Below are 25,329 nucleotides of genomic sequence, written 5' to 3'. Positions count from 1 at the left end.
TATGACCTTCAATTTCCGTCAGCGAGGCGTGTCCCGGCGATATGAGGACGCATTCGCTTCACGCCATGTGTAAAGAGACGATCGATGTCTCGGTCGAGGTCGTCACTATTGGCGATAAAAAGCAGCAGGTAGATCAGGGCCTCTTGGTCGTCTCGTAACGTCTCAATCAGGTGCAGCACGGAAGCGACGGTCGTGAAGGGACGGGTCCGGCCGACAAAGATTTTGGGGAAGACGTTCGCTTCTGGACCGAGTTCGCTCGCGGCGAGCAATTCTTCATATAACTTCTCACCCGGACGAATGCCGGTGACTTCAATGTCGATCTGTTCGGTCGTAAAACCGCTCAACTCGATCATTTTCTTCGCCAAGTCAATGATTTTGACCGGCTCGCCCATGTCGAGCACGAAAATCTCTCCCCCTCTGGACAAGACGCTCGCTTGGATGACAAGCCGGCTCGCTTCCGGGATGGTCATGAAGTAGCGGGTCATCTCAGGATCGGTGACGGTGACCGGTCCGCCCCGGAGAATCTGTTCTTTAAAGAGCGGTACGACCGAGCCGCGACTGCCTAAGACATTTCCGAAGCGTACGACTGCGAAGATCGTCTCGCTCGTTCGGGCTTTCTCTTGGACGACCATCTCGGCGATTCGTTTTGTCGAGCCCATCACGTTCGTCGGATTGACCGCCTTGTCGGTCGAGACCATGATGAAGCGGCTCACGTTATGCCGGGCCGCGACATCGACCATATGTTTTGTCCCGTAAATATTGTTTTTGACGGCTTCGAGCGGATTGTCTTCCATGAGTGGCACATGTTTGTGAGCGGCGGCATGATAGACGATGTCCGGCTGGTACGTACGGAACACATCTTCGAGCCGAGCTTCGTCTTGCACATCCCCGATGACCGGATGCAGGATCGTCTCCGTGCCGAGCCCACGCAACTCTCGCTCAATCAAGTAAATGCTGTTCTCCCCATGACCGAGGAGAATCATTTCTGCCGGGGCGAATTTGATCAATTGGCGACACAACTCCGAGCCGATTGATCCACCGGCGCCAGTGACGAGCACAGTCGCGCCTTCGACATGGCGAGATATTCCAGATATATCCAATTGAACCGGCTCACGTCCTAGCAAATCCTCGATTTTCACTTCGCGAATCTCGTTGATGGAGACTTTTCCGGTCGCCAGTTCCGAAATCATCGGCAAGGCGTGGGATTCGGCTCCTGTCTTCTCGATTCGTTTCAGCAAGGCGAGACGCCGTGTATAAGGCAAGCTTGGAATGGCCAAAATAACCACTTCGATACCATGTTCTTGAATGATGCGTTCCAAATCGTCCGTCATCCCGAGGACCGGGACGCCGTGGACGTAGAGTGTCTGCAGTTGCGGGTTGTCGTCGAGCAGACCGACGACGCAGAGGACGGTCGTCCGATGCTCCTTCAACTCGCGGACAATCAACTGTCCGGAATCCCCGGCTCCGATGATGAGTGCTTTTCGTCCCGGATGGTTCGAATGGGGTTTGAACACGTCAAACACATGGTTGCGGGCTAAGAAGCGGGTGAACAAGATGAGGTTGAATGCGAGCAACCCTTGTACGGCGATGATCATCCCAAGGCCAGCCCCGAAGTGGAACTGGTTGTAGGCGTACAACACCAAGTCACTGCTCAGTAAGGCGATGGCGACTTGTTTCATCTCATGGACCGAAGCGTAACGCCAGTCGATGCGATGAATCTTCAAGACGCTTCCGACGAGACTGAAGCTGACGATTTTAATGGCGACCATCATCAACATCTCGCTCGATTCGAGTGCCGCGTACGACGTGATCGTGGAGAACATCAGTTCAAACGTCGCGTACAATACAAACGAGACGATCAAGATATCGAGACATAAAAAGAGCAAATTGCGTTGATTCTTCCGATAGACGTTCACAAGTGTTGCCATGGTAGTTCGCACCTCCAAGAGTCTGAGTTGTTCGTTCGTGGTGTAAGTTGGAATGCGCAAAAGATGCGTCGATGCTAGTAAACTACCCGACTATCCTCAACAAGTTTAAAGATAAAACGAGCTTTTTCTCATTAACGACATAGATGCGAAAAAGGAGTTCACGAAATTATTATCATGATTTCATTCACATAATGAATAATTGTCGGACAAACGGGAAATGGAAATACATATAACCCGAATTGGGTATCGTTTACATTATTTTGAACTTAGCTAAAACGCCACATAAGGAGGTAGAAATCGATCATAAGCATCCTTTTTGACTAGCTCGTTGACTCTTCAACCAATACATGCTGTTCATTCACACCAAGAGACCTTCCGAGACGCTCGCTGCGTCTCCCTCCAAAGGAGAGACACCAAGATGAAAAAATGGACACGCCCTCAAATCGTACAAGCGTTGCAGTTAGCTGCTCAAGAACATGCCGAGCTCGATTCGAAACGGTATAGTGTATGGTCGCAAACCAAAAATGTCCCGTCCCTTTCCACCGTCATCCATCAGTTCGGGTCTTGGCGCGAGGCGCTCGCCGCTGCCCAAATCCAAATGTCGTTCCATTACTACTCGGATGAAGACATCCTCCGCGCGTTGAATCAAGCTGCCGAGGAGTTACCGCTCTTCACGAGCCAAACGTATCGGGAATGGTCGAAAGTGACGCGCTCCCCGTCGCTCACGTTGATCAGCAGCCGTTTCGGCTCTTGGTCGAACGCGCTCCGGGAAGCGAAACTTCAGACGACCGCCGCGAAAAACAATGAAGAGCGCATCATCCAAGCCTTGATTGAAGCGTCCGAAGAACTCGAACGTCTCACGTCCCAGCACTACGCCATCTGGGCCCAAGAACGCGGTTATCCGACAGTCGCGACGATCGCCCGGAAATATGGATCTTGGAGCTACGCCTTGTTCGTCCTCGACATCGCCCCGCCGAAACGGAAATGGGACGAAGAAGATGTCATCGAAGCCCTCCGCGTCGCGAAACATGAATTGTCCCACTTCAGTATTCTGCATTACCGGAAATGGGCCGAAGGACGAAACGTGCCGAGCACGTCGACCATCAACGCCCTCTTCGGCAGTTGGACGGCCGCATTAAAATGCATGGAAGAACAGACGATCACCCAATAACAAAAGCCCTGTCTCATCGTGAGACAGGGCTTTTGTTCAAGTGACGATCGAAATGAATAGCGGGATGCCGATGAGCAAGTTGAACGGGAACGTGACGGCGAGGGCGAGCGTCAAATAAAACGACGGCTCCGCCTCCGGGACCGATGCTTGGAGCATAGCCGGTGCGGCGATGTACGACCCGCTCGCCGCGAGCGTCATAAGCAGAATCGTTCCCCCATCAGACAGTCCAGCCATTCCGGCAGCGAGAAAACCGATGGCCGCGCCGACGAGCGGAAACGTCATCCCGACGACTAAAAACTTCATCCCGTACGACGGTAGCGTCTTCAGCTGATGACCGACCTTTACGCCGAGGCTGAGCAAGAACAACAGCAACACGCCTGGGAACAAATCGACAAAAAACGGGGTTAATGCCGACGTATCCGGGGTGACCAGCCCGACGATGAGACCAGCCAAAAGCAGCAAGATGCTTTTCGAGAGCAGACTGTCACGGATGACGGTGAGTGATTGAGTCGGTGCCGCCGTGATGCCGAGGACGCGGCTTTGATTGTATAACAACAGTGCGACGACGAGACCCGGAATTTCGAGGACGACGACGAGTGTTGTCATGAACGGCTCATAACTGATGCCGAGACGTTCGAGCTGCGCCGTCGCAGCGACATACGTCACGAGCGAGACCGAACCGAACGTCGCGGCCATGGCAATACGCTCCGGAAACGTGAACTTCAAGAACGCTCCAAGGCCGAACGCGACGAGCGGAAGTACGAGACCAAGCACGAGCGTGACGGCGAGCGGGAACGCCAACTCGTCCATCGATACCGAGGCGAGCCCCATCCCTCCTTTCAATCCGATAGCAAGCAGTAAGTATAGGTTGAGCGTGATGCTGAGTGACTCAGGAATCTTCAAATTCGATTTGCCGAGAGCGGCAATCACACCTGTCACGAATAGGAGCACCGGGGCACTCGTCAATAAAAACATCAATTGTTCCATCTTTTCCTCCTGGACGACAAAAGCGCACACCAAAGAGAGGTGTGCGCTGCATGCCGACGGCTCGAACACGTTCGCTCCGTCTAGCCGACAACTGTCGGGTATTTAGTTCGGCAGCTCCGGGACAGGACGACGGGAATATCGCACGGACACTTCCCAATCCTGAACCGTCTCTGCTTCTAGTGTAAAAATGTCGTCACGGCTTGTCAATCCCGCCATCCCATGGTGCATCAAGTCGAAAGACGATGAGGCGTTCCCCTGTCTTCGTGCTGATATCCGTGTGAAGCGAGACGAGACGCCGACCGAGCACGTCATGTAAAATCGCCTCGAGTTGGGCCCGCCCTGATTCGACGAGGTTATTGCGATATTTCTTCAATTGCTCACGACCGGCCGATTTGGCGGCCAGTTCATACTCGGCCGGGGTCAAGACGCCCTGAAGCGTCACGATGGCCAAGTCGCGGAGCAGGTCTGCTTTACACGTCAAAGAGCCGCGCCCGAGATACTCTTTCTCCCATTGTGTGATCCGAGCACTCAGTTCCATTTCGAGCTGACCTTTTTTCGGCATCGTTACTTCACGAATCCGATCATCATCTCGCGAAGAATCTTCGCGGCGGCGATGGCCGTCATGTCCGATTGGTCATATGCTGGTGACACTTCGACGAGATCGGCACCGATGATGTCGATGTCGGCGTTCGCGATGGCGTGCACTGCTTCGAGCAACTCTTTCGTCGTGATGCCGCCGATTTCTTGCGTACCCGTTCCCGGGGCCGCCGACGGGTCGAGGACGTCGATGTCGATCGTGACGTACACTTTCTTCCCGGCGAGCGTCGGCAACACGCGTTTGAGCGGTTCAATCACTTCATATTTATACATGTTATAGCCGACTTCTTTGACCCAGTCGAACTCTTCTTTCATCCCAGAACGAATTCCGAACGAGTAGCAGTTCGACGGTCCGATGAGTTCGGCCGCTTTTTTGAGCGGTGTCGAGTGCGAGAGCGGCTCACCTTCATAGTCGTCACGGAGGTCCGTGTGCGCATCGAGGTGCAAGATGACGAAATCATCCCCGTACGCATCATGCATCGCCTTGATGACCGGCCATGTGACGAGGTGTTCTCCCCCCATACCGAGTGGGAACTTGCCTTCTTTGATGATGTCTTTGACGAACGACTCGATCATGTCGAGTGACTTCTGGGCATTCCCGAACGGGAGCGGGATATCGCCAGCGTCATAGACGGCTGCTTCCGTCAAATCACCATCAAGATAAGGGCTATATTCTTCGAGTCCGATCGAGACTTCACGGATTCGGTTCGGACCGAAACGTGAGCCTGGACGGAAACTGACCGTCCAGTCCATCGGCATCCCATAAAGGACCGTCTTCGCGTCCGTCACTTCCGGCAAGCTCGCGATAAACACTTTGCCTGAGTAGGCTTCATCGAAACGTTTAATCATTTCGTCAAGTCCTCCACAAATTTCGGAAGGACGAAGGCCGCATTGTGAAGCTTCGGCGTATAGTACTTCGTCTCGATAGCATGGAAACGCTCGGCCGGCACTTGTTCTGGGTCGTACTGCTTCGAGCCGATCGTGAACGTCCACATGCCGCTCGGATACGTCGGTACGTTGGCCGTGTAGAGCTTCGTGATTGGGAAAATCTCTTTCACGTCACGTTGAACCGTTTGGATGAGCTCTGGCGTGAACCATGGGTTGTCCGTCTGCGCGACGAAAATGCCGTCGTCTTTGAGCGCTCTCGAGATGCCGGCGTAGAATCCTTTTGTGAACAAGTTGGCCGCTGGGCCGACCGGTTCTGTCGAGTCGACCATGATGACGTCATACTCGTTCTCTGATTCGGCGATATGCATGAAGCCGTCACCGACGATGACTTCAACACGCGGGTTGTCGAGTTCACCTGCGATATTTGGTAAGTATTTCTTCGAATATTCAATGACTTTCCCGTCGATGTCGACGAGAACTGCTTTTTCGACTGATGGGTGTTTCATAATCTCACGAATGACGCCACCGTCTCCGCCACCGACAACGAGCACATGCTTCGGATTCGGGTGTGTGAAGAGTGGGACGTGAGCCACCATCTCGTGATAGACGAATTCGTCCTTATCCGTCGTCATGACCATTCCGTCAAGCAACAACATTGTTCCGAACTCGTCCGTTTCGACCATTTCTAGTCGTTGAAACTCCGTTTGTTCGCTCTCATAAACGTGGTTTACACGGAACGTGATTCCGTAATCTTCTGTTTGGTGCTCCGTAAACCATAATTTTAATTTTTGGTCCATCGATAGAACCCCTTTCTGTTCAAAAAGTTGTTCGTATGCGAGTGGCGTTTTGAGGCGCTTCTTATTCATACGATAGGAAGTATACAAAAACTGTACCCATTTTGCACGATTTTTTTATTTATTTACCTCGATGTGTGAGTTTTAGGTGAGTTTTGTCCGATAAACTGATTAAAGAGTATTTCGATTATTTGAAAGGAGGGATCCTATGTGGTCTCCTTGTACCGCCTGCTCCACGACCATCCCATTTTTTGAACGGGGCCTCGTCGTCGTCAATGACAAGCCCCACCCGTACGACTCGTTTGACGAATTGACGGAACACCTCGCCGCCGTCGAGGAAGACGTGTACTGTGTCGACCCGACCACAAAACGCCAGACCGCCGTCGTCTCGGCGAGCGACCTGCTCGAACAAATCGCCAACCGCGACATGATCGAATTGATTCAACACGGTGACCTCGAGAGCCACTTGCAACCGATCATCCATCTCGACACCGGAGAACGGTTCGGCTACGAGGCTCTTCTCAGAAGCCAGAACAACGTCTCACCGGGCGAACTGTTCCGGGCCGCGAACCGATTCGGACTTCACTCGAAGCTAGATCAACGTGCTCGCGCCGAAGCGATCAAAGCGACGTATCACGCCGTCGAGCCGCACGAGAAGACGTTCATCAACTTCTTGCCCTCGACGATTTATAACCCAGACTATTGTCTCCAACACACGTTCGAGCTTATCGACCGGTACGGACTCAGTCCCGATCGTTTCATCTTCGAGGTCGTTGAGACGGAGAAAGTCCAAGATGTCGCCCATTTGCAACATGTGTTCTCTACATATAAGAAGCGTGGTATGAAAGTCGCCCTCGATGATGTCGGCGCTGGCTTCTCGACGCTCGATATGTTGAAGCGACTTGAGCCCGACTATGTCAAAATCGACCGGTCGTACATCTCCTTCTGCGACCAAGACGCCGAGAAACGAGCGTTCTTGAAAAACGTACGTCAATTGACACGCTCAATGGGCATCACCATCCTCGCCGAGGGCATCGAACGCCCCGAAGAAGTCGACGTCTGTCGCGAACTCGGGTTCGACCTCGCCCAAGGCTATTACTTCGGTAAACCGTCTCCTTATGTGCTTTGACGCAATGAAGGCCTAGAGCACCCGCTCTAGGCCGTTTTTTTAATCCTCGTCTTCCTCTTCGTCCATATCTTCTTGCATCTCGGTATCTTCGTTGTTCATCGGTTCTTCCTCTGCTCCCCCGCAAGCCCCGAGGATGATGCCCGTCGCCAACAGCGACGCAGCCAATGCACCTTTCTTTTTCATCATGAACACCCCTTTTTACGTTGTGTCGTACAGTACGGTTAATTCCCTCGCGCTTCATGCTGAAACGTTTTTTAGGTTAAGAACATGTAAACGGTGGAATGAATCTAGTGATGACAACTGAACAGAAAGAAGGTGTACTTGTTGAAACGACGCGTCTGGCAACTCCTCATCATGATTGTACTCGGCATCTTCCTTCTTGGTTTGCTTTACTCGATCGATGGGCTCATCCCGTTCCTAATTGAGGCCGCCATTCTCATTCCGCTCATCGTCGGCTGGCATATCTTATTTGACCATGTCCAACCGCAGGCCAAGCTCGCCTGGCTGCTCGCCGTCTTGTTCATTCCGTTCCTCGGTGCCCTCGCCTGGGTACTGTTCGGCCGAACACCTCGACGACACCGACGCATCAAACGGACCTCGACCGAGATTCGGATGTTCCGGCAAGCAATCGAGGCCGAACGGATCGAGACGGCAAACGACGTGTCGGATCGCTTTCCTCTCACGCGCACACTCGAGAAGCTCGGCGCGACCGGTGCGGATGGTCACACGTCGACGAAACTGCTCGTCAACGGCGAGGAAAAATTCGATGCGGTGATTAAAGATATCGAGCAAGCGACCCATCATATCCACGTCCAATATTATCTATTCCGGACCGATGAAATCTCGCTCAAGATTCGTGACGCTCTCATTAAACGATCAAATGAGAATGTCACCGTCCGCTTTTTGTATGACGGCCTCGGCAGTCAAGAGATTAGCGAATCGTTTCTCGAACCGCTCCGCGAGTCCCGTGTCCACGTAGAGGCGTTCGACCCGGTCGTCCACCCGCTCCTCGTCTTTAACGCCAACTTCCGCAACCATCAAAAGTTGATCGTCATCGATGGGCGAATCGCTTACACCGGCGGACTGAACGTCGGGGATGAATATCTCGGGAAACATAAAAAGCTTGGATTTTGGCGTGATACCCATCTGCGCCTCGAAGGACCGCTCGTCCGGGAACTTCAGCGTTTGTTCGTCGAGAATTGGCTGTATGCCGGTCATGAAGACGATACAGAACGCTGGGACTTGTTCGCCGACAGCAAACATTTGCCAGAATACTTCATCGACGACCCGCAACCGGATAACGGGGCGACCCAGCTACTCGTCACGTCTCCTGGAAAAGATGTCACAATCCGAGACGGGCTCATTACGCTTTTGATGGAGGCGAAGGAGTCGATTTGGATCACGACACCATATTTAATTCCGCCTCCCGAGTTGCTCGCGCTGTTAGAAGTCGCCGGCCGGCGTGGCATCGATGTGCGAATCGTCGTCCCCGGAAAAGGAGACGAATGGTTCAGCTTCCATGCGACCGAATATTATTTCGAACAACTGCTCAAACGGAACATTCGGATTTATAAATACAATCGCCATTTCATCCATGCAAAAACCGTCCTCATCGATGGCAAGATTGCGCTCGTCGGGACGGCTAACTTTGATTTTAGGAGCATGTATTTGAACCACGAGATGACAATCGCCCAGTATGAGACGTCGTCCATCCAACAGCTGCAAGAAGCGTTCTTGAAAGACTTTGATGAGTCGATTCTCATCGACTGGTCAATGCTTCGCAAGAAATCGAGCGGCAAACGTTTCATCGAAGCGTTCTGTCATATCTTCTCGCCACTCCTTTGAGACACACGCCAAACCGCATACAGGACGATGAGCAACGCGATGAGACCGAGTTGCCAACCCGCGGCCACGTGTAAGACCGCCGCGACCGCGAGCGCCTCGATCAACAATGCCGGCACTTTCCCAATCATGCTCGCTACGGCGAAGGACGGGAGCGACATTCGGCTGAACGCGGCCGACAGCGTGACGAGTCCGGACGGGACGAACGGCATCAGCCTCAGCCCGAGGACAAGAAACCATGCCTCAATACCACCTGCTTCGCGGAGCCGTTTCAAACGCTCCCCATCCGGTGACGTGAACCGGTGGAGCGCTTTGCGATAAAGAATAAAACTGAGCACAGCACCCACGGCCTCGCCGACGATAGAGACGGCGACGCCCGGTCCAAATCCTAGCAGTTGCACGTTCAGTGCCGTCAAAAATGCGCTCGGTAATATACCGGCGACGGCGATGAGCATATTCAACAAGATACTGATCACAACAAACAACGGGATCGGCAAAGCTGCCCATTCCATATAAAAACCTCACTTCATGTGAAAAGGCTGGCCCGTCAACGACGGGTCAGCCTTTTGTTTATTTTGCTTCGACTTCATCCCACGCGTCTTCGTCGACAGGTGGAAGGTGTTTCTCTTCAAGTTTCGAGACAACGACCGCGCATGTCGCGTCGCCGGTAATGTTGACCGACGTCCGGAGCATGTCGAGAATACGGTCGACACCGATGATCAGGGCAATCCCTTCGACCGGTAAGTTGACCGACTGCAAGACGAGCGCGAGCATGATGAGCCCGACACCAGGTACACCCGCCGTCCCGATTGAGGCGAGTACCGCTGTGATGACGACCGTCACGAGTTCGGTCATCGTCAAATCAGCCGCGAATACTTGGGCGATGAAAATCGTCGCGACCCCTTGCATGATCGCCGTCCCGTCCATGTTCACCGTCGCGCCGAGCGGCTGAACGAATGAGGAAATGGAACGCGGCACGCCGAGTTTCTTCTGGGCGAGTTCCATCGATACAGGGAGCGTCGCGTTCGAAGACGACGTCGAAAACGCGAGCGTGATCGCTTCGTAGAAGTTTTTAAAGAAGAAGACCGGACTCATCTTCCCGAGCAGGACGAGCGCCCCGCCGTAGACGAGTACCGAGTGTAAAAATAGCGTCAAGACGACCGCGAACATATACCACGCCATCGCTTTGACAGCATCGAAACCGATCCCTCCGATGGCCGAGGCGATCAAAGCGAACGCGCCGTATGGGGCGAGCTTCATGACCAAGTGAATCAAGTGCATCATGATGCGGTCGCCTTGTTTGACGAAACGGCGCCACGTTTTGGCCCGTTCGCCGAGAGCGATCATCGCAAATCCGATGAGAGCCGCAAAGACGATGATTTGAAGCATGTTGCCTTCAGCGAGCGCTTGAATCGGGTTCGTCGGAATCATGTTGACGAATGTCTGCACGATGTTTGACGACTCTTCAGCCGCACCCGATTCGAATTCAAGGTTTGCCGTTTGGAAGTCACCACGTTCTCCCGGTTTGATGACCGAAGCGACACCCATCGCCAAGATGATGGCGAGCGCTGTCGTCGTCAAGAAGAAGAGGAGCGCCTTCGATCCGACCCGCCCGAGCTCTTTCGGGTCCCCGAGACCCATGACGCCGAGAATGATCGAGAAGAAGACGATCGGAACGACCAGCATTTTAATCAAGTTCAAAAATACAGTACCGACTGGGGAAAGGATATACGTATTGACGATGTCATATACGTTACCGGACAGACCGGCGAGCCCTAGCCCGACAAGGACCCCTAAGGCGAGACCAATTAAAATTTTCTTCGTTTCACTCATCGTGTCACCCTTTCTTTTTTGCACAGTGCGTTTAGTATAGCATAATGCTGAATATTCATACAATTACGGTGAAATCACAACATCATAACAAGTTCATATTCCCATCTTCACTTGAACGAAAACAAAAAAGATTGGAGACCAAAACGGTCCAATCTTTTCACTCGGCATCGAGACGCGCAAGTTCGGTTTGAAGTTCGGTCGATTGCTCCCAAATCTCAGGACGATGTTCTTTCAAAAACGCGGCTAGCACGTTGCGTGACGGAGCGTCCATCATATCGATGAGAATACGGCCTTTGAGCGATTTGTCCATCTGGTTGACGTGGTACGGCAACAGCTTGTATCCGCGCCGTGCCTCAAGGTCGACCGACATGTCACAGGCCGCGACACCGCCATAATAGAACCCTTCCGGCTTTCGACCGACCGTGACCCAGACGATCCAGTACGGTTTGCCGTTCGGCACCGCTTCCGGATCCGTCAAAAACTTGATGCGTTTCTCGATCGCCGATTTAGCATGCATGGCCCCCATATCGATGACCGCGGTCCCCGCCTCGACATCGATGATGACGGGAGACATATTGTTCAAACTGAGCGAACCGACCCCAAAACCGCCGTGGCCATCGGTCGAATCGTCAGCGACGATGTTAAAATTAATCTCTTTCATAGACTTCCCTCCCTCTCTACTGTACACAAAGACGAGGGAATGTGGCAATCCGGAACGTCAGCACCATTCAATCCGAAACGTCGTACCCGGTCCGATGGCACGGATGAGCGGCCGGTCTGCCTCGATGACCCGGCCGAGAACGTTGACTCGTGCATCAGGCGGAAGATCCCGTTTCGTCATTTGCATCTCGCCGGCATAGCGCCCGTAATCCGCATTATCGACCGTGATCGTCCCAAGCGGACGCGGTCTCGCATCCATCGGTTCAAGCAAGCGGTCCCCAGGTCGGCCGTAAGCCCGAGACTCGACCGAGCGGATGACGTCACGGGCCGGATCCATCCGGTTCGTCTGGACGCGATAGAAGGCGGCCTCAATCGTCGTCTCCGCTTCGGCCCGGAGGACGAGCATCCCGTCCGCGTGTGAGGCGAACTGTTCGATCGTCTCGTCGGCAAGTCCCGGATCGCCGATTAAAATGCGGTCGACCGAATCGGCGAGGTCCAAGTAACAAGCGAACGTCGATAACGTTCGATGGTCTTCGAGCGTCGGCAACCGTTCAAACAACGGTCCGCGGAGTGACCCATCTCCCGGGATGAACGCTTGAACGCTCAATCCTTGGCGTTTCAACCAATCGTTCTTGGCATCGAACCAGTTTCGATCAAGCCCCGTCTCTGGGCGCGGATAGAAGTTGTGCCACGCCTCGACGTTGTCCGTCACGAGGCCGTGTTGCTTCATCTCTATGAGTTCCGCTTCAGACAGCGTGCTCGCGTTCAAGGCGACCGTCATCCGGGTCGACAAGTCGGCGACTTGTTTTGGGGTCACGCCGTAATCGACGCGCAGCCCCGTCACGCCCCACTCGGTGAGCGTATGGGCATCGTCCCACGTCTTGCCGAGCGCGGCGAGCGACATCGGTGCGATATCCGCAAACAGCTCCATGTCGAGTTTTCGTGCGAGCGTCCCGAGATCACGGAGCCTTTCCGTATACACCGACGTGTCGTCCTCGGGGATATGCAGTGACGTGAACATCGAGGTGAAGCCAATCTCGCGCATGCGTCCGATCCATATCTTGAACTGCGGTGTGAGCGGTTCGCTCAAATAAACCGATAATCCTTTCATCAGAAAACCCTCCTCATCAAATGAAAAGGCGACTCCAAAGAGCCGCCTCGGTTGTTAAATCCCGTCTGCCATCTCTTCTTTGAAGCCGAAGAAATACGTGAAGATGAAGCCAGCCGTATACGAAATGACAAGACCTGCGATGTACGTCAAGTACATGCCGTTGTCGATGAGCGGTGTGAGCGAGAGACCCGAGACCCCAATCCCGAGTGCTGCCGTCTTCATCGTCGCTTGGAAGGCACCGCCGACCGCGGCCCCCATACAAGCCGTCAAGAACGGACGACCGAGCGGAAGCGTGACCCCGTAGAGGAGCGGTTCACCGATGCCAAGGAATCCGACCGGGATCGCCCCTTTGATGATGTTACGGAGACGTTGGTTGCGCGTCTTCACAAAGATAGCAAGTGCTGCCCCGACTTGTCCGGCCCCGGCCATCGCCAAGATCGGCAAGAGTGCCGTGTTACCGACCGTGTTGAGCAACTCCAAGTGAATCGGTGTGAGTCCGTGGTGCAATCCGACCATGACGAGCGGTAAGAAGAATCCAGCAAGAACAGCCCCTGCGACCGGTCCACCGACTTCGAGCACGGCGTTAAGACCTTGCATGATACCGTCCGACAACACGCCTGCGACCGGCATAATCGCATAGAGCGCCGTGAAACCGACGACGAGTACCGTAAGAAGCGGTGTGAAAATGATATCAACCGCTGTCGGCATGAAGCGACGGACATGTTTCTCGATGTACGTCATGAGCCAAGCGGCAAAGATGACCCCGAACAGTCCACCCCGCCCGACGACGAGCGGTTCCCCATAAATGGTGATGTCCGCGAGCACCGGGTTGAAGAGGATCCCCCCGGCGATGGCACCGAGTACCGGCGTCCCGCCGAACTCTTTTGCCGTATTCCAACCGACGAGAATGGCGAGGTAGGCGAATACCGTGCTACCGAGCAACAAGAGGATTTGCATCCACGTTTCCGTCGGGTCGACCCCGGCGTTCTTCGCGAAGTTGGCTCCTCCGTTAATGATACCTGAAGCGACAAGTCCTGGAATGAGCGGAATGAAAATATTCCCTAAGCGACGCAAGAAGCGCTTGAACGGCGACTTCTGTTTGTCTTTCACTTTTTGACGTTCGATGGCGGCCCGTTCGTCCGGAGTCAAGTTCGCGTCGACCGATTCTTCTCCGATGGCGAGCCCCGTCTCACGACTGAGATGGTCCGCCACGCGGTTGACCGTCCCCGGGCCAACGACGATTTGCAACGTCTCATCATCGATGACACCCATGACACCATCGATTTGTTTCAAGGCGGCAAGATCCGCTGTCGTCGGATCCTTGAGCGCCAAACGCACACGTGTCATACAGTGCGCGAGTTGACGAATGTTGTCTTTCCCCCCGACATGCTCGAGTATCGCATGCGCAAGAACCTCTTCTTTCTTCATCTCGAATCCCCCTTATAGTGCGTCACGGACGAATCCGTTCGCACGCTCTAATCGCTCGACTGCCTCCGCATGCGGGACATCGGCTAAAATCATGACGATCGCCGTCTTGACGTGCCCACCGGATGAATCAAAATAACGCGCGGCCGTCTGTTCGTCGACCCCTGTCGCTTCCGCAATCATCCGTTTGGCCCGCACTTCCAACTTCTCGTTCGTCGGCTGCACGTCGACCATCAGGTTTTGATACACTTTCCCTACTCCAATCATCGACGCCGTCGAAATCATGTTGAGGACGAGTTTTTGCGCCGTCCCTGCTTTCAAACGGGTCGAACCGGTCAACACTTCCGGTCCCGTCTCGACCTCGATTTTATACTCGGCGTGGTCGCTGATTTTTGATCCTTTGTTACATGATAACGCAGCTGTCGTCGCCCCGACTTCACGGGCGTAATCGAGCCCGCCGATGACGTACGGTGTCCGGCCGCTCGCGGCGATTCCGACGACCGTGTCCTTCTCGCTCAAGTGAAGCGCTTTCAAATCATTGACTGCCAAATCCTTGCTGTCTTCTGCTCCCTCGACGGCTTTGATGAGCGCACGCTCGCCTCCGGCGATGAGTCCGACAACCATGTCCGGTGATACGCCGAACGTCGGCACACATTCTGCCGCATCCAAGATACCGAGTCGTCCGCTCGTCCCTGCGCCGATATAAATCAAACGCCCGCCTTGTTTGAAGGATGCGATGGCACGCTTCGTCACTTCGGCAATGACCGATAGCTCTTCTTTAATGACGTGGGGGACCGACTGATCTTCCTCGTTCATCACCGCGAGGAACTCCTCGACCGCCATCTCGTCCAAGTGCATCGTTCGTTCATTCCGTCTTTCAGTAGCCAATTTGTCTAACATCGCCACCATCCTTTCTTCTCTCTGATTTTATTGTACTAACTTGAAATTAAAAGTCAAATTTATTTAAAAAAATAAGGAAGTAAAATTTCATAAAAGAAATGAGGATGTTACCCATTCCATAGAAAAAGCCCAGCCCATATCGGACCGAGCCCTTCATTCGACCAGTTTCTTCATCACGTGGACGTGGTCGCCCCGTGCCGTGACGGAATCTTTTTCGTACACATAACCTTGTCGTTCCCAAAAGTGATGTGCCCGTTCATTGTGCGGCAAGACTCCGAGCCGAAACACCGTCTGGAAAGGGCGCATATATTCCTGTTCAAGTTGCTCATACAGCCGTTGCGCGACACCGGTACCATGAAATCGCTCGTCGACGACGAACAGGCCGAGCCAGAGCGATCCGTCGACTGGATGTTCTTTCAACAAATCAGCGACCGCGATGACGCCCCCTTCTTCAAACACGAGGCTGACGGTCCCTTCGGCTTCAAAGTCGGTCAAATTCTCGTCTCGAAACGCTTCAGGCGTCTGTCCGTTCAAGCTCGCGAACGCCGACTGCCGCAATAAGAACGTCGCGACCTTGTCGCGCCACGTCGCATCATAAACGTGAATCATCGGCGCAACTTCACCATCTCGTCACGCGCCTCGGCGTAACGGTCAATCAAACTTTCGCCTTTTCGGTGCAACAGACCCATATAGAGCGTATCGATGATCGTCAACTGGGTCATCCGTGAAGCGATGCTCGCGATCCGGAAATCACGTTCGACGCTCGGCGTGCAAAGACGGACGTCCGCCTCCCGATAGAGCGGAGATTTATCGAGGTCCGTGATGGCGACGACCGGCACCCCTTTCTTTTTGGCGAAGCGGACGAGTTCGAGCACATCTTTCGTCCGACCCGACGTGCTGATGGCGACAAAGACGTCGTTCGGTCCGAGATGCGGGATGAGTGACAACATGTAATGGAAGTCTTGCGACGTCTGGGCCGCATAGCCAAGTTTCGTGAATTTGTACTGGGCGTCGTACGCCGCCGTCGACGAGCCGCCGACCCCATAAAACACGACCCGATTCGCTCGGGCGAACGTATCGATCGCATGCTCGAGCTCACGCTTGTCCATCGCCTCGGCGCACGCCTCGATGGCCATCTTGTTTACATGGATGACTTTTTGAAACGAATCGTACGGTGTGTCTTTCTGCTGTAACACGTTGAAGTCGGTGAGTGTCGTCTCGGTGATGGCCAAGTCTTTGACGAGGGCGAGCTTGAACGCCTTGAAGCTGTCGATGCCGACGACGCGGGCGAACCGGACGATACTCGCCTCTGACACATCCGTCTTTTGAGCAAGTTCTTTCGTCGTCATGTTCGGAACGAGCGTCGAGTGGGTCAAAATATAGTCTGCGATTTTCTTCTCGACAGACGTCATCTCACTTTTAGCGAGTTCGATTTTTTTGAGTAAGGATTCCATCGGGTCATCCCCTTCCTACTTCTAGTTTCTGTTTCCATGATAGCGGATTCTTTCTGCACAAGCCAACTTGGATATGAAAAAGGTCAAGCCGAAGCTTGACCTGATCGTTATAAGTTTTTGGCATTGAACGTATCGCCGCCTTGAATCGTCCCGTTTTGGAACCCTTTGTCGAACCAGCGTTTCCGCTGTTCGGACGTCCCATGGGTGAACGAGTCTGGCGTCACATAGCCGCGTGCCTGTTTTTGAAGCGTGTCATCCCCGATTTGGTGCGCCGCATTCATCGCCTCTTCGACGTCGCCAGCCTCGAGGTAGCCCATGCCTTGGGCGTGGTGGGCCCAGACACCCGCATAATAATCGGCCTGAAGCTCGAAGCGGACCAAATATTTATTGAATTGCGTCTCACTCATCTCGTTACGGAGCGGCATGATCTCATCGGTCGTGCCGAGCAACGTCTGGACGTGGTGGCCGACTTCGTGGGCGACGACATACGCCATCGCGAAGTCACCCGGTGCGTTGAAACGTTGACTGAGTTCATCATAGAAACTTAAATCGATGTATAGTTTTTGGTCACCGGGACAGTAGAATGGTCCGACAGCCGATCCCGCGATACCGCAGGCAGATTCAACCTGGTCTTTATACAAGACGAGCGTCGGTTCCCGATACGTCAATCCGTTCTCTGCGAATATATCGGTCCATACTTCCTCGGTATCCCTTAGCACGACCGACACGAAGTCTGCCATCTCTTCTTCCCGTGCCGACCCTTGGTACGTCTCGGACGACTGTGGTTCGCCGATCCCGATGTTGTTGACAATGTCTGCCGGATTGCCCCCGTTCAGCAACGTGAAGACGATGACCAAGATGAGACCGAAGCCTCCGCCAATCCCGGCAATCCCTTTCCCTCCGACACGTTGTCCCCGTCGATCTTCAACGTTACGACTTGCTTGTCTACCCTTCCATTTCATCAGCCTGTTCCTCCTACGTCTAGTCTGTCTTGTTCATTACCCCGTTTTCACATATTTCGCACCTGCATTTTTTCTTTGTACTGTCCGCTCAATCGATTTTCTGCTTTCCACCCGCCCCACCTTTCACTAGAATGAAAGGGAACGAACTAAAAGGAGGAAATGTTATGCCATACGTAACGGTTAAAATGCTCCCAGGCCGCACGGTCGAACAAAAACGTGCGTTGATTGAAAAAGTGACGGAAGCCGTCTCGGAGACGACGAACGCACCGAAAGAAAACATCACCGTCTTCATCGAAGAAATGGACGCGACGCACTACGGTCAAGCCGGCGTTATGCACGCGGACAAGAAGTAATGATGTAAAAAGAATGCCATGTCCCTGTTGTGGACATGGCATTCTTTTTGCCTCAAAACGGCATTTTATTAGAAATAGTTTTCATAATCAAATCTTCTACGATTGTTTCGACTTTAGTGATTTCTAAAAAGCCGCTCTCATCAATCCGTGGAACCGCATTAGTCTCAAGGAATCTCCAATCATATTGAATCGTTTCTAAATCATTCGCATTGGCAATTTCTTTAGACGTTGCTCTCATTAAAATACGGAATTTATATGGCCAGAGCCCAGTTTTGTGTTTTTGCATCACAAAATGCTCATTTTGTTGAACATTAATCCAAAAATTCAATCCGCCCATTGTTGAAACAGGTTTTCTAAATGGCACAAAAAATCCTCCTATAATGTCTAATGTACAATCATTATACAAATATAGATGTTAACAGTGTTTGGATTTTTATTTTTTTGGTATATATTTTCAATTACATAATAAATGTTGGATGCATTTTTACAAATGTGGTCAGTCTTCCAGATTCACTTCAAACCGTTCGCTCGGGACGGTCGGTTTAATGAGATGACGCGTCGCACGCCAAATGTGATAGCCGATTCGGTCGAGCCAGAGGAGAGCTTGCACCTTTTGAATCGTTTGGTCCATCTCGAGTTGATTGGCCGCCGTCTCCTCGAGCAGTTCGGCCCGGTGCGCTTTTCGATATTCGGCGAGCTGTTTCGAGGCCGTCTTCCACTGCCGAGACTCTTCCGGGGGCGTGTGATGGTTGAGCGTCTCCAACATGTCGAGTTCATGCAAGACGAGCTGGCGCGCGACTAGGAAGTCTGTATCCCGAAGGGCGTCGACCGGGTCGACTTCACGCATGACGAACAGCCACCGCTCCAAGTGATCAATCGTATGAAGCAGCGACAAGTGTTGCCCATAGTCATTGCGGCCCCGCCCTTCTTCCAATTGAATCGTGCTCAAAAAGACACGCACGTCCCCGAGCGTCTTCTCCACGAGTTGGAGCTCGTCGTCGCGCTTTCGTCCTTCCGCTAGCAACAGTTTCGTCTCTTTGGCGAGATAGCGCTCGATTTCAATCAACGAGCGGCGGGCCGCTTCGAGCGCGACCGTCGGGATGCGGGCCATGTTCGGGTTCAAGAACCGGGTCAGCTTCTCCGCTCGGCTCGGGACCCACTTCAGCAACCGACGGCTGAACGCCTCGTGGAACGGCAAAAACGTGAACACACCAAGCAGATGGAACGACGTGTGGAACAAGGCGAGCCGCAACAGTTCGTTCCAATTGAGACGGTCGGCCACACCGTTGACGACGCCGAACAAGAGCGGGAAGGTTAGCCAGCCGATAAGTAAAATCGAGCCGTGGACGAGCACGTGCGCCAAGACGATGCGGCGGGCCGACTTCCAACCTCCGATCGACCCGAGCGCGACGACGAGACTTGTCCCGGCACTTTGCCCTAAGACGAGCAGACACGCTTGGGCAAGGGTGACCGTATCGGTCGCGAGCGCCGTCATCGTCAAGACGAGACCGATGCTTGAAGACTGCAATAAAACAGTCATCAACAGGCCCGTACCGAGAAGCGCAAGTTGGTGGAGCGGTGTGTCCGCTTCCCAACTGGCGAACGAGAACGTGACAACTTCCCGCATCGCCTCTTGGAGCGTTCCGATGCCGACAAAAATGAGGCCAAGTCCGACCATGAGCATGCCGATGCGTTTGACGCGCCGCCCAACCAAGCGCAGCGCCATGCCGACCCCGATGAGCGGGAGCAACAGCTCGCGGATATCGACGTTATAACCTAAGAGCGCCACGATCCATCCGGTCGTCGCGCTACCCGCGTTCGCTCCGATGACGAGTGTGAGCGCTTGGGTGAACGTCAGCAGGCCGGCACTGACAAAACTGATTGTCATGAGCGTCGTCACGGTCGAGGACTGAAACAACGTCGTCATCGTCGCTCCGAGAAAGGCACCCGAAACAGGTCCTTCAGCCAAGCGATTCAATCGTTGCCGGAGGCGTTCCCCGGCCATGCTTTTCAACGTATCCGTCAACAGCATCATCCCGAGTAGGAAGATGCCGACTCCCCCGACCAATGTGCCGATTCCCATGGTGTCACTTCCTTTTCAACGATTCAATCGCCTCGTAACGTTGACAACATCCATGTTTTTTCTGATGCGTGATCTTTCAAGTTGAGCAGTACGTCCTCCGGATAATAGATTTTCTCGTCGGACTGTCGTGAGTTTAAAATCGATTGGACGAGCATCGACACTTCCGAAATTTCCCGGCGGTCGCCTTCATTCATCTTGAGATAGATGCCTTCGTATGTCCCGTGCCCTTTATACAAATCGTATGGCAATTGGCTGAGCTGATCCTCGAGCAAGTAGTAGCGGGTCGGTAAACCGATTGCCTCCATCGTTGAACGCAAGCGGTCCATATAGCGGACGCGGTTCGCTTCCGGGAAGTTCTTATATTTCAACAAACGACGGTTGACGAAGCGGCTCGCAAGGTCGGCCAAAATCGGGTCCGCCTCATCCATCCATTCCTGGAAATAGAAATAGACGATCGTCTCATCGAGCTTCAAATAATGCTCGAGCGTCATGTCTTCATGGTTAAAAATCGGCAAGAAATGCTTTGGAGTCATCTCGAAAGAATAACCCGATTCGTATAGTTCTTGCGCCCGTTCGAGCACGGCTTTGAGCAATAAATCGCTCGATCGCGTCGCCGGATGCAAGTAGACTTGCCAATACATTTGATAGCGGCGCATGATATAGTCCTCAATCGTATGCATCCCCGACTGTTTGACGACGACTTGGTCCTCATCGGGACGCAGTACTCGCAACATCCGCTCAAGATCGAACTTCCCATAACTGACACCGGCGAAATGGGCGTCGCGAAGCAGATAGTCCATCCGGTCGACATCGAGCTGCGAGCTCAGTATATTGACGAGCAAGCGGTTCGGGTGCGTCTTATTGATGATAGCCGCCACTTCTTCCGGGAAACCAACGCCCATCTCCGACAGCACTTTGTTCACTTCCGTGTCGCCGAGGATGATTCGTTCGGTCCATACCTCGTGACGAACGGCGAAGACGTGCTCGAACGCGTGTGAGAACGGACCGTGGCCGACATCGTGCAGGAGCGCCGCTGCGAGCAACAGCTCCCGGTTGCGGTCGTCCCACTCTGGATACTCGTGAAATTGGTCAATCAGCTGCCGGGCGATCTCATAGACGCCAAGCGAATGATGGAACCGGGTATGTTCGGCACCATGGAACGTCAGAAATGATGTCCCGAGCTGTTTGATGCGCCGTAAGCGTTGAAACTCTTTCGTGTTGATCAATTCCCAGACGAGATGATCATAGACATATATATAGCGGTGAACCGGATCTTTGAACACTTTCGACCCGGATAATTGACCTCGTGACGTGTACATGACGTTGCCCCCTACATTTCATTAATGATTGGATTCGACTTCTAGCGAGTTGTTCCTCCCATGCTATAATGGGGAGGAAATTATTTATTGAAAAGGAATTATGTATATGACCCATCCATTATTACAACAACCGACCTACCGTGTCATCGATCAGTCCTCGCTCGGTCCTGCGTTTCAAGCCGAGCAATCGTTCGCGACGGACGACACGCTCTGTGCGTCGACCGCAACGTCTGGTGCCGTCCTCAGGGCCTGGGTTCATCTAAACACGGTCGTGCTCGGCATTCAAGACGCCCGCCTGCCTCACTTGTCAGACGGCATCCGTTTTCTACATAAACATGGATTCCGTCCCGTCGTGCGAAATTCAGGAGGGCTTGCCGTCGTCTTGGATGAAGACATATTGAACTTATCCCTGATTTTACCTGAAAAAGACGGGATTCAAATCGATAGCGGCTACGAGGCGATGACGTCGCTCATCCAACTCATGTTTCAAGACGTGACGACAGACATTGTCGCTGGCGAAATCGTTGGGTCTTACTGCCCCGGCAGTTTCGACTTATCCATCGGCGGCAAGAAGTTCGCCGGCATCTCACAGCGCCGTGTCCGTGGCGGTGTCGCCGTCCAAATTTATTTGAGCGTCCGCAAGAGCGGGAGCGAACGCGCCGCCCTCATCCGTGATTTTTATGAGCGCGCCATCCAAGGCGAAGCGACAAAATTCACCTACCCGGCCATCGTCCCTGAGACGATGGCGTCACTCGAGGACTTGCTCGGTATCCCGCTCACCGTCGATGACGTGTTGCGCCGCGCCTACACCGTCCTTAGTGACGTGAGCCGGCTCATACCTGGCACTCTCGACGCGGAAGAGCAGGCAACGCTCGTGACCCAGCTCGACCGGATGTGGAAGCGCAATGAACCGATCCGTGAGATTGAACAACAATTAATAGAGGAGTGACCGCATGTTTAAAATCATAACCGATACCGGCGCCGATTTGACCCAAGACCAGATCGTCGAGTACGGTCTCGAAATGCTACCGCTCGGTGTCGTCATCGACAACGACGAATTTTTAGACGGTGAGACGATTCAACCGAAAGACGTGTACGACGCGATGCGTGCCGGGAAGACGCCGAAGACGTTCCAAATCGAGGCGGCCCGCCTCGAACAATGTTTCCGTCAACATCTCGAATCGGAAATCCCGTTCCTGTACCTTGCCTTCTCCGGTGAGCTTTCAGGCACCTATCAGACGGCCGTCATGGTCGGAAACCTACTTAAAGAAGAATACCCGAACAGCACGTTCCATATTCTCGATACGCGTGCCGCCTCCGTCGGCCAAGGATTGTTCGTCAAGACGGTCGCTGAATATGGCCAAGATCATACGTATGAAGAGACGGTCGCCTACGCGACGTCGCTCGTCGGCAAAATCCGTCATTTGTTCACGGTCGAATCGCTCGAGTATTTGATGCGCGGAGGTCGTGTCTCAAAAGCGAGCGCGTTCATCGGGGATTTGTTGACGATTCTACCGCTTTTGACAGTCGAAGACGGCAAGCTCGTCCCAATCGAGAAGGTGCGCGGTCACAAGAAAGTGTTACGCCGCATCGTCGAATGGATGACCGAGTCGAAACCGCTCGTCGAGGGTGGGCACGTCTTCATCGGCCACGGCGATGATCCAGTCAAAGCCGACCAATTCGAGGCGTTGTTACGGGAACATGTGAACCCAGCGAGCGTCACGAAGACGATCGTCGGTTCGGCCATCGGGGCGCACACAGGCCCAGGCTTGCTCGTCGTCGGCTATTTTGAAGCATGACGAAACGACGCGTTTGGCTCACGATCGGATTACTCCTGATTATTGGAGCATATGCGTTGTTTCACATCGATGAAGCCAATAAACGACGGTTTCTTCAGAATTATTTGCAGGAACATCATGCACTTTCTGATTCGTCTTATTCATCGCATGCCAGTATTACTCAATTCGGTACCATGTTCCATGTCACGTTAGTTGATGAACCGGACATCATGTACGACTTTTTTGTCAAACGACGCGATGGTGTCATGCATGTCGTTTACAGAATTTGCGAACGAGAAAGCCCACTGCTTCAGGGATGGGATGAACGTGAGCTTGATTTCGGAGTTCCGCTAGTCGGAATTTTAGAAATCAACACGTGTGATCTTATCTCGAGAAAATGTATCGCTTAAATAAACAAAGTGATACGATAAACGTATGAACAACTATCGAAGAACCAACACCACCGTGTCGATGCTCCATTATCATTTCGTGTTCTGCCCGAGGTATCGCCGAAAACTGTTCGATGACGACCTGTTCGAGCGACGGTTCAAAGAGATCGTCCATGATGTCTGCGAAGGGCTCGACATCCACCTCCTCGCCATCGAGTGCGACCGGGACCACACACATCTATTCTTATCCGCATTGCCGTCCATCAGCCCGTCCGATATCATGGCGCGCATCAAAGGCGTCTCGTCGAAGCGGCTCAGGGAGGAGTTCCCGCACCTCACACATCTCACGAGCCTCTGGACGAGATCCTTCTTCGTGTCGACGGCGGGAAACGTCTCCAGCGAGACCATCAAACGTTATGTCGAGGAACAAAAGACAAGGGGATGAGACCGTGTCGCAGACATTGACCGTGAACATCAAACTCCATCCGACGAAAGCGCAACAGGCCATCTTGGAGCGGATGATGGACACCTACATCCGCACGGCGAACCAGCTCGTCGCGGCCATGGTGCAGGCCCGGGAGAGCTTGAATCTGACGAGCAAACATGTCACGGCGGACCTGCCGAGCGCCGTCAAGAACCAGGCCATCCAGGACGCGAAGAGCATCTTCAAGAGGGCAAAGAAGAAGGACTTCCAGGTCATCCCCGTCTTGAAGAAACCGTACTGCACCTGGAACAACCAGAACTACTCGTTCGACTTCGAGTCGGTCTCCCTCCCGATCATCATCGACGGGAACGTGAAGAAGACGGTCATCCGCGCCGATATGGTCGACCCGGACAACCGGAACGCCACGCTCCTCGCCAACAAGCTCGGGACGCTCCGCATCACGAAGAAGTCGAACAAATGGATCGCCCAGATCGCCGTCACGATCCGCACGACGGAGAAGACGGGCACCAACGTGCTCGGGGTGGACCTCGGCCTGAAAGTCCCTGCCGTCGCGTCCACGGGCTGCGACAAAGCGCGGTTCTTCGGGAACGGGCGCGAGAACAAGTACATGAAGCGCAAGTTCCGGGCGAAGCGGAAAGAGCTCGGTCAACACAAGAAACTGAAGGCGATCAAGAAACTGGACAACAAAGAACAGCGCTGGATGCGAGACAAGGATCACAAGGTGAGCCGTGGGATCGTCGACTTCGCGAAAGAGAACCACATCTCTGTCATCCGCCTCGAAAGACTGGCGAACATCCGACAGACGGCAAGAACAAGCCGTAAAAACAATAAGAACCTGCACACCTGGTCGTTCTATCGCTTAGCAACATTCATCGAATACAAGGCGAAGTTAGAAGGAATCAAGGTCGAATATGTCAACCCTGCATACACATCTCAGACATGTCCTTCTTGCGGGAACCGAAATAAAGCGAAAGATCGAACATATTCGTGTTCATGCGGATTCAAGAAGCATAGAGATTTAGTCGGTGCGATGAACATCCGATACGCACCTGTGGTTGATGGTGACAGTCAACCAGCCTGAGAACCTATAGGGTCTGTCTCAGGAGGGGTGATGGCACACCCTCATCTGAAGGCTCGGACAAAACAGAAATGGCCTGCGTCCGCACGGGCACTTCAGAATCCCACCCATCCTGAAGGGATGGGCTTGCGGCTTTAGCCGTGGGAGTGTCAAAGTTTTAATTTGGAACAAGGACACGGTCTCCGTGACCGCGAGTTCGAAAC

General features: G+C 53.4%; 27 protein-coding genes. 9 read left to right on the top strand and 18 right to left on the bottom strand.

What is annotated here, in order from left to right:
- Positions 1 to 8: 8 nt before the first annotated feature.
- The gene (locus KNP64_RS06365; RefSeq protein ID WP_214764381.1) at positions 9 to 1,928 is read right to left on the bottom strand and encodes a polysaccharide biosynthesis protein; all 1,920 of its coding nucleotides are present in this window, start codon (positions 1,926 to 1,928) and stop codon (positions 9 to 11) included.
- A 418-nt stretch (positions 1,929 to 2,346) separates the two neighbouring features.
- Between KNP64_RS06365 and KNP64_RS06360 the strand changes: the two genes are divergently transcribed.
- Positions 2,347 to 3,099, top strand: coding sequence for a homing endonuclease associated repeat-containing protein (locus tag KNP64_RS06360; RefSeq protein ID WP_034779320.1), 753 nt, complete (start codon positions 2,347 to 2,349; stop codon positions 3,097 to 3,099).
- A gap of 36 nt (positions 3,100 to 3,135) precedes the next feature.
- Here KNP64_RS06360 and KNP64_RS06355 read toward each other — a convergent pair whose 3' ends face one another.
- The 4 genes from KNP64_RS06355 to speE form a co-directional block, all read right to left on the bottom strand.
- Positions 3,136 to 4,086: a sodium-dependent bicarbonate transport family permease gene (locus tag KNP64_RS06355; RefSeq protein WP_214711079.1), complete on the bottom strand. Its 951-nt coding sequence runs from the start codon at positions 4,084 to 4,086 to the stop codon at positions 3,136 to 3,138.
- A gap of 193 nt (positions 4,087 to 4,279) precedes the next feature.
- Positions 4,280 to 4,648, bottom strand: a complete 369-nt coding sequence (locus KNP64_RS06350; protein WP_034779329.1) for a Na-translocating system protein MpsC family protein — start codon at positions 4,646 to 4,648, stop codon at positions 4,280 to 4,282.
- A gap of 2 nt (positions 4,649 to 4,650) precedes the next feature.
- Positions 4,651 to 5,532: an agmatinase gene (gene speB, locus KNP64_RS06345; protein ID WP_034779331.1), complete on the bottom strand. Its 882-nt coding sequence runs from the start codon at positions 5,530 to 5,532 to the stop codon at positions 4,651 to 4,653.
- Positions 5,529 to 6,368: a polyamine aminopropyltransferase gene (gene speE, locus KNP64_RS06340; protein ID WP_214792174.1), complete on the bottom strand. Its 840-nt coding sequence runs from the start codon at positions 6,366 to 6,368 to the stop codon at positions 5,529 to 5,531. The genes speB and speE overlap by 4 nt, the downstream gene beginning before the upstream one ends.
- 205 nt (positions 6,369 to 6,573) lie before the next feature.
- Between speE and KNP64_RS06335 the strand changes: the two genes are divergently transcribed.
- Positions 6,574 to 7,494, top strand: a complete 921-nt coding sequence (locus tag KNP64_RS06335; protein ID WP_251126335.1) for an EAL domain-containing protein — start codon at positions 6,574 to 6,576, stop codon at positions 7,492 to 7,494.
- Positions 7,495 to 7,533: 39 nt separating this feature from the next.
- Here KNP64_RS06335 and KNP64_RS06330 read toward each other — a convergent pair whose 3' ends face one another.
- Positions 7,534 to 7,677 (bottom strand): hypothetical protein, encoded by a 144-nt coding sequence (locus tag KNP64_RS06330; protein ID WP_161787553.1) that lies wholly within the window; start codon positions 7,675 to 7,677, stop codon positions 7,534 to 7,536.
- A 132-nt stretch (positions 7,678 to 7,809) separates the two neighbouring features.
- Between KNP64_RS06330 and cls the strand changes: the two genes are divergently transcribed.
- Positions 7,810 to 9,339, top strand: a complete 1,530-nt coding sequence (gene cls, locus KNP64_RS06325) for a cardiolipin synthase (RefSeq protein ID WP_214792172.1) — start codon at positions 7,810 to 7,812, stop codon at positions 9,337 to 9,339.
- Here the strand turns inward: cls and KNP64_RS06320 are convergent.
- From KNP64_RS06320 to ypfJ, 9 genes are all read right to left on the bottom strand, one after another.
- A complete protein-coding gene (locus KNP64_RS06320) occupies positions 9,315 to 9,848 on the bottom strand; it encodes a TVP38/TMEM64 family protein (RefSeq protein WP_138858737.1) in 534 nt (177 codons plus the stop codon). The two genes, cls and KNP64_RS06320, sit on opposite strands and share 25 nt — an antisense overlap.
- Positions 9,849 to 9,906: 58 nt before the next feature.
- The gene (locus tag KNP64_RS06315; protein ID WP_138858736.1) at positions 9,907 to 11,169 is read right to left on the bottom strand and encodes a dicarboxylate/amino acid:cation symporter; all 1,263 of its coding nucleotides are present in this window, start codon (positions 11,167 to 11,169) and stop codon (positions 9,907 to 9,909) included.
- A 157-nt stretch (positions 11,170 to 11,326) separates the two neighbouring features.
- Positions 11,327 to 11,830, bottom strand: coding sequence for a YwhD family protein (locus tag KNP64_RS06310; protein ID WP_034779343.1), 504 nt, complete (start codon positions 11,828 to 11,830; stop codon positions 11,327 to 11,329).
- A 57-nt stretch (positions 11,831 to 11,887) separates the two neighbouring features.
- On the bottom strand, positions 11,888 to 12,940 hold the full coding sequence (locus KNP64_RS06305) for a DUF871 domain-containing protein (protein WP_138858735.1): 1,053 nt from the start codon (positions 12,938 to 12,940) through the stop codon (positions 11,888 to 11,890).
- A 54-nt stretch (positions 12,941 to 12,994) separates the two neighbouring features.
- On the bottom strand, positions 12,995 to 14,368 hold the full coding sequence (locus KNP64_RS06300; protein WP_214792170.1) for a PTS transporter subunit EIIC: 1,374 nt from the start codon (positions 14,366 to 14,368) through the stop codon (positions 12,995 to 12,997).
- Between the two features lie 12 nt (positions 14,369 to 14,380).
- A complete protein-coding gene (murQ, locus tag KNP64_RS06295; RefSeq protein WP_034779351.1) occupies positions 14,381 to 15,274 on the bottom strand; it encodes an N-acetylmuramic acid 6-phosphate etherase in 894 nt (297 codons plus the stop codon).
- A gap of 144 nt (positions 15,275 to 15,418) precedes the next feature.
- Entirely contained in the window at positions 15,419 to 15,874 is a 456-nt protein-coding gene (locus tag KNP64_RS06290; protein ID WP_214792168.1) for a GNAT family N-acetyltransferase, read from the bottom strand.
- Positions 15,871 to 16,719: a MurR/RpiR family transcriptional regulator gene (locus KNP64_RS06285; protein ID WP_034779356.1), complete on the bottom strand. Its 849-nt coding sequence runs from the start codon at positions 16,717 to 16,719 to the stop codon at positions 15,871 to 15,873. Before KNP64_RS06285 ends, KNP64_RS06290 begins: the two co-directional genes overlap by 4 nt.
- Before the next feature lie 107 nt (positions 16,720 to 16,826).
- Positions 16,827 to 17,681: a KPN_02809 family neutral zinc metallopeptidase gene (gene ypfJ / locus KNP64_RS06280; RefSeq protein WP_138858731.1), complete on the bottom strand. Its 855-nt coding sequence runs from the start codon at positions 17,679 to 17,681 to the stop codon at positions 16,827 to 16,829.
- 164 nt (positions 17,682 to 17,845) lie between these two features.
- Between ypfJ and KNP64_RS06275 the strand changes: the two genes are divergently transcribed.
- The gene (locus KNP64_RS06275) at positions 17,846 to 18,034 is read left to right on the top strand and encodes a 2-hydroxymuconate tautomerase (protein ID WP_138858730.1); all 189 of its coding nucleotides are present in this window, start codon (positions 17,846 to 17,848) and stop codon (positions 18,032 to 18,034) included.
- Positions 18,035 to 18,086: 52 nt separating this feature from the next.
- Here the strand turns inward: KNP64_RS06275 and KNP64_RS06270 are convergent, their stop codons facing one another.
- The 3 genes from KNP64_RS06270 to KNP64_RS06260 form a co-directional block, all read right to left on the bottom strand.
- Entirely contained in the window at positions 18,087 to 18,398 is a 312-nt protein-coding gene (locus KNP64_RS06270) for a hypothetical protein (protein WP_214792166.1), read from the bottom strand.
- A 132-nt stretch (positions 18,399 to 18,530) separates the two neighbouring features.
- On the bottom strand, positions 18,531 to 20,117 hold the full coding sequence (locus KNP64_RS06265; RefSeq protein WP_214711073.1) for a Na/Pi cotransporter family protein: 1,587 nt from the start codon (positions 20,115 to 20,117) through the stop codon (positions 18,531 to 18,533).
- 23 nt (positions 20,118 to 20,140) lie between these two features.
- Positions 20,141 to 21,436, bottom strand: coding sequence for an HD domain-containing protein (locus KNP64_RS06260; protein ID WP_214792164.1), 1,296 nt, complete (start codon positions 21,434 to 21,436; stop codon positions 20,141 to 20,143).
- Positions 21,437 to 21,536: 100 nt separating this feature from the next.
- Between KNP64_RS06260 and KNP64_RS06255 the strand changes: the two genes are divergently transcribed.
- Genes KNP64_RS06255 through KNP64_RS06235 form a run of 5 tightly spaced genes read left to right on the top strand, consistent with a single transcriptional unit; the run spans position 21,537 to position 25,129 of the window.
- Positions 21,537 to 22,385 carry a lipoate--protein ligase family protein gene (locus KNP64_RS06255; protein ID WP_214792163.1) on the top strand — a complete coding sequence of 283 codons (849 nt, stop codon included), beginning with the start codon at positions 21,537 to 21,539 and terminating at the stop codon, positions 22,383 to 22,385.
- Positions 22,386 to 22,389: 4 nt separating this feature from the next.
- Positions 22,390 to 23,235 carry a DegV family protein gene (locus KNP64_RS06250; RefSeq protein ID WP_214792161.1) on the top strand — a complete coding sequence of 282 codons (846 nt, stop codon included), beginning with the start codon at positions 22,390 to 22,392 and terminating at the stop codon, positions 23,233 to 23,235.
- A 56-nt stretch (positions 23,236 to 23,291) separates the two neighbouring features.
- On the top strand, positions 23,292 to 23,624 hold the full coding sequence (locus tag KNP64_RS06245; RefSeq protein ID WP_214792159.1) for a hypothetical protein: 333 nt from the start codon (positions 23,292 to 23,294) through the stop codon (positions 23,622 to 23,624).
- 25 nt (positions 23,625 to 23,649) lie between these two features.
- Positions 23,650 to 24,048 carry an IS200/IS605 family transposase gene (gene tnpA / locus KNP64_RS06240; protein WP_138858715.1) on the top strand — a complete coding sequence of 133 codons (399 nt, stop codon included), beginning with the start codon at positions 23,650 to 23,652 and terminating at the stop codon, positions 24,046 to 24,048.
- A 4-nt stretch (positions 24,049 to 24,052) separates the two neighbouring features.
- Positions 24,053 to 25,129: an RNA-guided endonuclease InsQ/TnpB family protein gene (locus KNP64_RS06235; protein ID WP_214792155.1), complete on the top strand. Its 1,077-nt coding sequence runs from the start codon at positions 24,053 to 24,055 to the stop codon at positions 25,127 to 25,129.
- Positions 25,130 to 25,329: the final 200 nt, after the last annotated feature.

This window comes from Exiguobacterium sp. s64, from assembly GCF_018618035.1.
Lineage (GTDB): Bacteria > Bacillota > Bacilli > Exiguobacteriales > Exiguobacteriaceae > Exiguobacterium > Exiguobacterium mexicanum_A.
The sequence above is the reverse complement of the archived record's forward strand: the minus strand, read 5'-3'. Positions and strand labels throughout refer to the sequence as shown.

Bases quoted from the DNA above. Each gene is read 5' to 3' on its own strand.
- KNP64_RS06365 (WP_214764381.1), bottom strand. From the start codon at position 1,928: ATGGCAACACTTGTGAACGTCTATCGGAAGAATCAACGCAATTTGCTC.
- KNP64_RS06360 (WP_034779320.1), top strand. From the start codon at position 2,347: ATGAAAAAATGGACACGCCCTCAAATCGTACAAGCGTTGCAGTTAGCT.
- KNP64_RS06355 (WP_214711079.1), bottom strand. From the start codon at position 4,086: ATGGAACAATTGATGTTTTTATTGACGAGTGCCCCGGTGCTCCTATTC.
- KNP64_RS06350 (WP_034779329.1), bottom strand. From the start codon at position 4,648: ATGCCGAAAAAAGGTCAGCTCGAAATGGAACTGAGTGCTCGGATCACA.
- speB (WP_034779331.1), bottom strand. From the start codon at position 5,532: ATGATTAAACGTTTCGATGAAGCCTACTCAGGCAAAGTGTTTATCGCG.
- speE (WP_214792174.1), bottom strand. From the start codon at position 6,368: ATGGACCAAAAATTAAAATTATGGTTTACGGAGCACCAAACAGAAGAT.
- KNP64_RS06335 (WP_251126335.1), top strand. From the start codon at position 6,574: ATGTGGTCTCCTTGTACCGCCTGCTCCACGACCATCCCATTTTTTGAA.
- KNP64_RS06330 (WP_161787553.1), bottom strand. From the start codon at position 7,677: ATGAAAAAGAAAGGTGCATTGGCTGCGTCGCTGTTGGCGACGGGCATC.
- KNP64_RS06320 (WP_138858737.1), bottom strand. From the start codon at position 9,848: ATGGAATGGGCAGCTTTGCCGATCCCGTTGTTTGTTGTGATCAGTATC.
- KNP64_RS06315 (WP_138858736.1), bottom strand. From the start codon at position 11,169: ATGAGTGAAACGAAGAAAATTTTAATTGGTCTCGCCTTAGGGGTCCTT.
- KNP64_RS06310 (WP_034779343.1), bottom strand. From the start codon at position 11,830: ATGAAAGAGATTAATTTTAACATCGTCGCTGACGATTCGACCGATGGC.
- KNP64_RS06305 (WP_138858735.1), bottom strand. From the start codon at position 12,940: ATGAAAGGATTATCGGTTTATTTGAGCGAACCGCTCACACCGCAGTTC.
- KNP64_RS06300 (WP_214792170.1), bottom strand. From the start codon at position 14,368: ATGAAGAAAGAAGAGGTTCTTGCGCATGCGATACTCGAGCATGTCGGG.
- murQ (WP_034779351.1), bottom strand. From the start codon at position 15,274: ATGGTGGCGATGTTAGACAAATTGGCTACTGAAAGACGGAATGAACGA.
- KNP64_RS06290 (WP_214792168.1), bottom strand. From the start codon at position 15,874: ATGATTCACGTTTATGATGCGACGTGGCGCGACAAGGTCGCGACGTTC.
- KNP64_RS06285 (WP_034779356.1), bottom strand. From the start codon at position 16,719: ATGGAATCCTTACTCAAAAAAATCGAACTCGCTAAAAGTGAGATGACG.
- ypfJ (WP_138858731.1), bottom strand. From the start codon at position 17,681: ATGAAATGGAAGGGTAGACAAGCAAGTCGTAACGTTGAAGATCGACGG.
- KNP64_RS06275 (WP_138858730.1), top strand. From the start codon at position 17,846: ATGCCATACGTAACGGTTAAAATGCTCCCAGGCCGCACGGTCGAACAA.
- KNP64_RS06265 (WP_214711073.1), bottom strand. From the start codon at position 20,117: ATGGGAATCGGCACATTGGTCGGGGGAGTCGGCATCTTCCTACTCGGG.
- KNP64_RS06260 (WP_214792164.1), bottom strand. From the start codon at position 21,436: ATGTACACGTCACGAGGTCAATTATCCGGGTCGAAAGTGTTCAAAGAT.
- KNP64_RS06255 (WP_214792163.1), top strand. From the start codon at position 21,537: ATGTATATGACCCATCCATTATTACAACAACCGACCTACCGTGTCATC.
- KNP64_RS06250 (WP_214792161.1), top strand. From the start codon at position 22,390: ATGTTTAAAATCATAACCGATACCGGCGCCGATTTGACCCAAGACCAG.
- tnpA (WP_138858715.1), top strand. From the start codon at position 23,650: ATGAACAACTATCGAAGAACCAACACCACCGTGTCGATGCTCCATTAT.